Annotated in this window: 11 protein-coding genes; 6 read left to right on the top strand and 5 right to left on the bottom strand. The window is 69.7% G+C overall.

Annotated elements, in window-relative coordinates; genetic code table 11:
- Positions 1-68: 68 nt before the first annotated feature.
- Positions 69-407: a hypothetical protein gene (locus tag G3573_RS03995; RefSeq protein WP_163259556.1), complete on the bottom strand. Its 339-nt coding sequence runs from the start codon at positions 405-407 to the stop codon at positions 69-71.
- Positions 408-524: 117 nt separating this feature from the next.
- Here G3573_RS03995 and G3573_RS03990 point away from each other — a divergent pair, with 117 nt between their 5' ends.
- Both G3573_RS03990 and G3573_RS03985 read left to right on the top strand, forming a co-directional pair.
- A complete protein-coding gene (locus G3573_RS03990) occupies positions 525-860 on the top strand; it encodes a metalloregulator ArsR/SmtB family transcription factor (protein WP_205598059.1) in 336 nt (111 codons plus the stop codon).
- On the top strand, positions 857-1,378 hold the full coding sequence (locus tag G3573_RS03985) for an SRPBCC domain-containing protein (RefSeq protein ID WP_163259555.1): 522 nt from the start codon (positions 857-859) through the stop codon (positions 1,376-1,378). The genes G3573_RS03990 and G3573_RS03985 overlap by 4 nt, the downstream gene beginning before the upstream one ends.
- A 178-nt stretch (positions 1,379-1,556) precedes the next feature.
- On the opposite strand, the gene G3573_RS03980 is transcribed toward G3573_RS03985, so the two are convergent.
- The gene (locus G3573_RS03980; protein WP_163259554.1) at positions 1,557-2,429 is read right to left on the bottom strand and encodes a hypothetical protein; all 873 of its coding nucleotides are present in this window, start codon (positions 2,427-2,429) and stop codon (positions 1,557-1,559) included.
- Positions 2,430-2,507: 78 nt separating this feature from the next.
- Here G3573_RS03980 and G3573_RS03975 point away from each other — a divergent pair, with 78 nt between their 5' ends.
- On the top strand, positions 2,508-2,792 hold the full coding sequence (locus G3573_RS03975; RefSeq protein ID WP_163259553.1) for a hypothetical protein: 285 nt from the start codon (positions 2,508-2,510) through the stop codon (positions 2,790-2,792).
- Positions 2,793-2,837: 45 nt separating this feature from the next.
- Here the strand turns inward: G3573_RS03975 and G3573_RS03970 are convergent, their stop codons facing one another.
- Entirely contained in the window at positions 2,838-3,395 is a 558-nt protein-coding gene (locus G3573_RS03970) for a hypothetical protein (RefSeq protein ID WP_163259552.1), read from the bottom strand.
- Between the two features lie 99 nt (positions 3,396-3,494).
- Here G3573_RS03970 and G3573_RS03965 point away from each other — a divergent pair, with 99 nt between their 5' ends.
- Entirely contained in the window at positions 3,495-3,659 is a 165-nt protein-coding gene (locus tag G3573_RS03965) for a hypothetical protein (protein WP_163259551.1), read from the top strand.
- Between the two features lie 58 nt (positions 3,660-3,717).
- On the opposite strand, the gene G3573_RS21975 is transcribed toward G3573_RS03965, so the two are convergent.
- Positions 3,718-4,272 carry a hypothetical protein gene (locus tag G3573_RS21975; protein WP_205598058.1) on the bottom strand — a complete coding sequence of 185 codons (555 nt, stop codon included), beginning with the start codon at positions 4,270-4,272 and terminating at the stop codon, positions 3,718-3,720.
- Positions 4,273-4,331: 59 nt separating this feature from the next.
- Between G3573_RS21975 and G3573_RS03955 the strand changes: the two genes are divergently transcribed.
- Both G3573_RS03955 and G3573_RS03950 read left to right on the top strand, forming a co-directional pair.
- Positions 4,332-4,811: a hypothetical protein gene (locus G3573_RS03955; protein WP_163259550.1), complete on the top strand. Its 480-nt coding sequence runs from the start codon at positions 4,332-4,334 to the stop codon at positions 4,809-4,811.
- Positions 4,804-5,727 carry a hypothetical protein gene (locus G3573_RS03950; protein WP_163259549.1) on the top strand — a complete coding sequence of 308 codons (924 nt, stop codon included), beginning with the start codon at positions 4,804-4,806 and terminating at the stop codon, positions 5,725-5,727. Before G3573_RS03955 ends, G3573_RS03950 begins: the two co-directional genes overlap by 8 nt.
- A gap of 9 nt (positions 5,728-5,736) precedes the next feature.
- Here the strand turns inward: G3573_RS03950 and G3573_RS03945 are convergent, their stop codons facing one another.
- A complete protein-coding gene (locus G3573_RS03945; RefSeq protein ID WP_163259548.1) occupies positions 5,737-6,048 on the bottom strand; it encodes a DUF1272 domain-containing protein in 312 nt (103 codons plus the stop codon).
- Positions 6,049-6,143 lie beyond the last annotated feature (95 nt).

The raw sequence follows: 6,143 nt of genomic DNA, 5'->3' as shown, positions 1-6,143 counted from the left end.
GCTCGCGGCCGTGCAGGCGAGGGCCAGCGCCAGGGCGGCGAGGCGGGGCGCGAGACGGGGCGCGCGCTTCATCGGGCGGGGCGGGCGTGGCGGCTGCGGAAGACCACGCGTGCGAGCGGCCACACGATCCAGAGCGCCAGGTAGCCCAAGGTGCTGACCAGCGCGGTGAAGCAGGCCTGCAGGAGGATGGCGCCGCCGTCCATCAGTCCGCCTTCGCCGCCGGCGGCGAAGTAGGCGCCGATCGTCGCGACCGTCCACGCAAGGTAGGCGACCAGCATCGCGACGATCTTCGCCAGCCAGTGCCACGTCTTGAGCAGCCGCAGGGCGAGGAGCGCCGTCGCGAAGATCACGGCCCCCTGCGCCGCCACGAAGACCAGGATGAAGGCCAGGGCCAAGATGCCGTACACGCCCACCGCCGTTCCCCCAAAGCCGCCGTACGCTCGACCGGACGTTGCTCAATTCCAGCGGGAAGGGCAACCGGCTCGGCTTGACGTCACATACATGCACCAATATGCATATGCGCCATGATGCATGCCGACGCTTTCGAGATCCTCGCCGACCCCACGCGCCGGCGCATCGTCGCCAGCCTGCGCGACGGCGAGCGCCAGGTCGGCGACATCGTGCGCGAGGCGGGGGTGCACCAGTCGGGGGTCTCGCGCCACCTGCGCATCCTGCACGACGGCGGCTTCGTCTCGGTGCGGCCGGACGGGCAGCGGCGGCTGTACGCGCTGCGGCCCGAGCCGTTCCGCGATCTGGACGCCTGGCTTTCCGACTATCGACGGCTTTGGGAGGCGCGCCTCGACCGTTTCGGCGCGGCGCTTGAACAACGGCGCAAGGACGCCGGGGAGCAAGAGCCATGAACGACTGTCCCGCCACCGCGAATGTCCAGGCGCCCCAGGCGGCCGTGGTCATCGAGCGCACTTACCGTACCTCGGTCGAAGAGCTGTGGGCGCTGTGGGCCACCAAGGACGGCTTCGAGTCCTGGTGGGGCCCGGAGGGCTTCCGCGTCGAGGTGCACGCGCTGGAGGCGCGCCCGGGCGGGCGGCTGGAATACGACATGATCGCCGACGCCCCCGAGGCTATCGCGTCCATGCGCAATATGGGCCAGCCGCTGTCGCACGCCACCCGCGGCGTCTACGCCGAGTACCGGCCGCACGAGCGGCTGAGCCTGGTGCACGTGATCGACTTCGTGCCGGGCTCGGAGCCCTACGAGACCACCATCGAGGTCGCGTTCAGCCAGGCGGGCGAAGAGGCGCGCATGGTCGTGACCCTGCACCCGCACCTGGACCCGCACTGGACGAAGATGTCGGTGATGGGCTTCACCAGCCAGCTGACCAAGCTGGACCGCCGGTTCGGCTGGAGCGGGCAGGGGGCGTGATGCGGTACGCCCTCCCTCTCCCCTTGCGGGAGAGGGAGGGGCCCGCCGGCCGAAAGCCGGTGGGAGGGTGAGGGGGCGCGCCACCCCCGGCCGGTGGTGCGGAGGATCGAGCCGGCGATCTGCGGCGCGTTAGTGTCCGCTATGGGGGGTGAGCGGACATCACCTATGTCGGGGTAGGTCAGTCGATCGGCAGGGCACGGCCGCGAAGATGCGTGAAGCCTTTGCGGCGGCCCTCGCACGCGAACTCGAAGTCGTCGCCGCCTTCGATCGAGATCCACGGCTCAGCTGCGTCGGTCAGCTCGCGCAGCTCTCCAGATCCGAAGTAGCTGGTTTCGGAGAGCTTCTGCTTTCGCCGCCCCGAGCAATCGAACCGCAGAAGGCTGACTTGATACCCCAACGCGCCCCCGCCCATGGGATCGCGGACCGCGAAAATCGTCCGCAGTTCCTTCACCTGCGGAGCTACCTCGCGAATGGAGCGGGCGTCGATCACCCAGGCGATGTCCGCTTTCGCCTTCAGAGCCCAATAGTCGTGCGGTCCGGTCGGTTTTGGGGCTGTCTTGAGGTCAACTGGAAAGCGGAGGCCGGGCTGCGCCTTGAGCCCCTCACGGGCGCCTTGGCAGGCGAAGGCGTGCAGGCCACGCGGCGGCGGGACCCAGGTCGGCGCGGCCGCGGGCGTCAGCGGATCGCCATGGTGCGACATGAAGGGCGCGCTGGCCACCGTGCGCGCGCGCGCGCCGGCGCAGTCGACCTCGACTACGCGCAGGCCGACCTCGCTCATGTCGTAAAGCAGCGCAGCGGGACTGTGTACTAGGCGCACCTCCACCACGCCGGGTGCAGTCTCGCGGATGCGGGCGTCGGCGTAGGTGGTCCAGAGGGCGTCGTAGGCGAATTCCCAGTACTCGGGCGGGTTCAGGGGAGCGTCTGGGGCGGCAGCCGTGGCCGGCATCGCGGAAAGCGCGAAGGCCAGCGCCGCGGCACGGCCGGGGAAGCGGTACATGAGGATCTCTCTGGATTCGGCGTTGAGGCTGCGGGGCGAGATCCGGCCGGTCAAGGCCGGAGCATAGCAGCGGCCTCAATGTCCGCTTTGGGTCGAAAGCGGACATTCAGCCCGTGGTGCTAGAAGGACGGCATGAGCCCCGATTCCTCCAACGAGCCGGTTGACGTGCGCCTCACCGCAGATGAGGCGCTGGTGCTCTTCGACCTTCTCTCTCGATGGACCGAGGGCGCGGACGTCGCCCGGCCCACGCCGGAGATGTTCGAAACATCAGCGGAGCCAATCGCTCTAGTTGGCCTCTTAAGCCAGCTGCAGAAGCAGCTGGTTGCGCCCTTCGAGCGTGACTTTGCAGAACAGGTGGACAGGGCGCGGGCCCGGTTGATGGCTTCGTACGGCGAAGACTTTCAGCTTGGGGCGTAACGCCCGCTTTGGGCCGAAAGCGGGCCCCGAACGCCAAGCCGTCCCTCAGCTCGCCTGGAGCCGCTCCAGCACCGACTGCGCCGCGACGAAGTCGAAGACGAGGAGCTCTGGCTCTTCGCCGTTGAGGCGCAGGGTGTCGTGGATGGCGGCGCCGAGGTCGTCATAGGCCGCGTTCGGTGGGCTGAAGCCGCGCGAGAAGGCGTGGGAAAACGCCTTGCGGGTCTCGGGCTTCAGCCGTCGCCACGCGTCGAGCAGGGCCGCCTCGCTGACGCCGTAGGTCTTCAGGCGGTCCACCGACCAGGTCTTCATGGAGTGCGCCAGCAGGGTGTCGGCCACCAGGACCGCGCTGTCGCCGGTCAGCGGCAGCTGGCAGGCCCTGGCGAGGGCTTCGGCCTGCTCGGCGCTCACGGCGTCGCCGATCGCGGCGACCGGGCGGCGGGCGAGGAGGGCGGAGCGCACCTTGTCCGGCGTGGCGGCCCAGACGCAGTCGGCGACGGAGGTCGCTTTCGCCGGGGCGGCGCCGTCGGCCGCGTTGGCCGCCGTCCCCGCGCTCGCCAGCACCAGCGCGCAGCCCAGCGCGTGCATGATCGAACCTGGCTTCATGGTCTTTCCGCCCCCGGAGTTCACGACCGATGGTAGCCGGACGGGCGGCTGCTCCGCTAGGGTGTGGTCGGCGGACGAAGGGCGCCGCGGGGGGATTGGATGCCGCGTAAGAAGATGGATCCCCAGGTGTTCTGGGTGAACGTCGCAGGGGCGGCGACCCTCGTGCTGTTCGTCGCCTTCTGCTGGTTCATCTCGGAGCACCCCGAAACCGTCCGGCGCTGCAGCGGTGGCGGCGGCTCGTACCGGGGCGGCTCGAGCTGCTAGGGACGCGGATTGCGCTGGGCGTCGGGCTCGGGGCGTCCGCTCCAGAATGCGATCGGGACTAAGCCCCCCGCCCAGGTCGCCTCGCAAGTATCTGGTCGATGTAGTGGCGGACCACGGTGTTGTGCTCCCGGTCTACGGTCGCGAGGTATTCCTCGAACTGCTCTTGCGGGGCGTGCAGCACGTTGAGCAGAACCTGCTTGAAGTCCGCCTGGGTCACCGGAGGTCGGCCACGCACCATGGAGCGCTGAAGGATGGTGTGCGCCACCACTTCGAGCGCGGCGCGCCGGTACCGGTCGGACAGCAGCACGTCGAGGTCGGCTTGAGTGATCTCAAACGAGAAGCTGGTGGAGACGAAGCTGGAGTCCACCGGCAGCCCGTAGATCAGCCGGCCGTCCTCCTCGTCGACATGAGGCTCGTATCCGTCGCCGAGCCGTCGGTTCGGGGGCGGGGACGCAGGCTTCGCCTCGTGTACGTCGCTGGTCGCCGGCGCCCGCTTCGCACGTCGGCTCAAGGACGCCGCGACAAGCACCAGAAGCACGGCGGCTGCGGCCCCCGCGAGCAGGTAGCCGTTCCCGGCGATCAGCGCCGGCAGTCGATCCAGAAGTTCAGACATGGCGCCCTGAAATCAGCCCCTGCGCCTAGCGTTGCTATACGAGCGGCGTTACTGCAACCATGCCGGGCATGAGCCCCGTCGCTTACCAAGTCGTCTATGACGCAACAAACCTGATCCCGCCGCACCTGCCCTGGCTTGGGTTCGGGCTGCTCATCGGATTGCTGGCGACGGCCGGGATGGCGGACAAGGGCCAGCCCTGGCAGCTCGGGCTCGTCTTCCCCGCGCTTTGGATGGCCGGATATGTCGCCTTCGTGGCGACGCCGCACTGGCAGCTGGGGCGCGCCGTGAGGGAAGGCCGGTGCGAGATGGTGAGCGGGACCGTCCGGAACTTCGTCGAGCAGCCGACCGACGTGAAAGGCCCGCCGCCCGAAAGCTTCGACGTCGGCGATCGCCACTTCAGCTACGACTACTTCCTGATGGGGCAGCCCGGCTACAATCAGATCGTCCGGTTCGGCGCCCCGCGGCTTGCGGGCCGGCAGGTCCGGATCTGCGCCGTCGACGGCGCGATCGCGCGGCTGGAAATCCAGTCGAATGCCTAGGCCCGGCTGGGCGTTCGCGGCCTGGCTCCTTGTTCTGGCCTGTCTGGCCGGCGCGCCCGTGCAGGCGCGCGCGGGGCCGTTCGCCGACGTGAACGAGCCCTCGCGCGGGGATCCGAAGATCTACGCCCTGCTGGCGCGGCAGGATTTCGAGCGGGAGGTGCTGGCGCGCGGCACGACCCTTTCGAAGGTCTGCACGATCCGCACCGCGGCGGGGCGGCCCGCCTACGACATCTACTGGTTCTACCACCTCACCCAGGGGGCGAGTGAGGCGCACGGCCGCTCCGAGCTGATCGTGATCAGCGCCGCCGGCAACGTGGTGGGCTCGTACAGCTACGAAGGCGACGACAAGCCGAGGTGCGTGGACGGCGAGATCCATCCGGTCGACCGCGCGCTGGCGGACGACCCGGCCCCGTACGTTACGACGTTCCCGCCCGACCAGTTGCCGTCCTGGCTCGGCGACGGCGGAGAGTTCTACCCGGCGGACCGCTACAAGGACGCCGTCAGGGCCGACGGGATCTGGCTGCCGAAGGCCCGCGAGCCGGGCTTCGAGCCCGTCGCCGCCCCGGGCCGCCATCGCCTGCCGCCGGGGTACAAGTGGGGCCGTTGCCTGCTGGAGGTGGACGGGAAGGCCCTGATTTCCGGGCGCTGCTCCTACAGGATCGGGAAGGGCGGGGCCTTCTACATCGCCGGGCCGCGCCAGATCTTCAGCGGCCGCGATTACCCCGTTCCGGAGCTCTTCGCCGGCGAGCGGTCCAGGGATTACTGGGCGGAGGTCTTTCGCGACGACGACGGGTGGACCGGCTACGGAAACCTGGACGTGAGCGCGACCCACGGCGATCGCGTCTACGGCGTGCTCGAGCGAAAAGGCGCCTGCCTGGTCAACGCGCAGGTGCGGGTCTGCCTCTGGCGCGAGTGACGCCCGCGCTCAGCGCTGCTCCGGCGGGATGTCGCGCAGCCTGAGCGACAGGGCCTGGATGTCGGCGAGGCCGTAGTTCAGCGAGCGGCGCACGGTCGAGGGCGGGCGCTGGGCGACCGACAGGCCCGGGCGCCACTCCGTGGCCGGGCGGATCGGCCGGGGCGCGAAGCCGCCGCCGCAGTTCGGGCAGACGTCGGCGAGCCGTTGTTCGACGCAGTCGGCGCAGAAGGTGCATTCGTAGGTGCAGATGCGCGCGTCGGTCGCCGCCGGCGGCAGGTCCTTGTCGCAGAACTCGCAGTTCGGTCGAAGCTCGAGCGCCATGAAGGTCCCCCTGGTCCGCTGGAGCGCTCTGGTAGGGGCGAATCCGCGGGCGAACAACGGTCGGCGGGCGTTGCGGGGCGCGAGGGCGGGGTTAT

Origin of the sequence: Caulobacter sp. 17J65-9, from assembly GCF_010975005.1 — a bacterium.
In the GTDB taxonomy this organism is placed as follows: Bacteria; Pseudomonadota; Alphaproteobacteria; order Caulobacterales; family Caulobacteraceae; genus 17J80-11.
Note: the sequence above shows the minus strand (reverse complement) of the source record. Positions and strands in the feature narration are given on the sequence as shown.

What these genes read in the sequence shown, in the direction of transcription:
- G3573_RS03990 (WP_205598059.1), top strand. Translation starts at nt 525, where the DNA reads ATGATGCATGCCGACGCTTTCGAGATCCTCGCCGACCCCACGCGCCGG.
- G3573_RS03985 (WP_163259555.1), top strand. Translation starts at nt 857, where the DNA reads ATGAACGACTGTCCCGCCACCGCGAATGTCCAGGCGCCCCAGGCGGCC.
- G3573_RS03975 (WP_163259553.1), top strand. Translation starts at nt 2,508, where the DNA reads ATGAGCCCCGATTCCTCCAACGAGCCGGTTGACGTGCGCCTCACCGCA.
- G3573_RS03970 (WP_163259552.1), bottom strand. Translation starts at nt 3,395, where the DNA reads ATGAAGCCAGGTTCGATCATGCACGCGCTGGGCTGCGCGCTGGTGCTG.
- G3573_RS03965 (WP_163259551.1), top strand. Translation starts at nt 3,495, where the DNA reads ATGCCGCGTAAGAAGATGGATCCCCAGGTGTTCTGGGTGAACGTCGCA.
- G3573_RS21975 (WP_205598058.1), bottom strand. Translation starts at nt 4,272, where the DNA reads ATGTCTGAACTTCTGGATCGACTGCCGGCGCTGATCGCCGGGAACGGC.
- G3573_RS03955 (WP_163259550.1), top strand. Translation starts at nt 4,332, where the DNA reads ATGCCGGGCATGAGCCCCGTCGCTTACCAAGTCGTCTATGACGCAACA.
- G3573_RS03950 (WP_163259549.1), top strand. Translation starts at nt 4,804, where the DNA reads ATGCCTAGGCCCGGCTGGGCGTTCGCGGCCTGGCTCCTTGTTCTGGCC.
- G3573_RS03945 (WP_163259548.1), bottom strand. Translation starts at nt 6,048, where the DNA reads ATGGCGCTCGAGCTTCGACCGAACTGCGAGTTCTGCGACAAGGACCTG.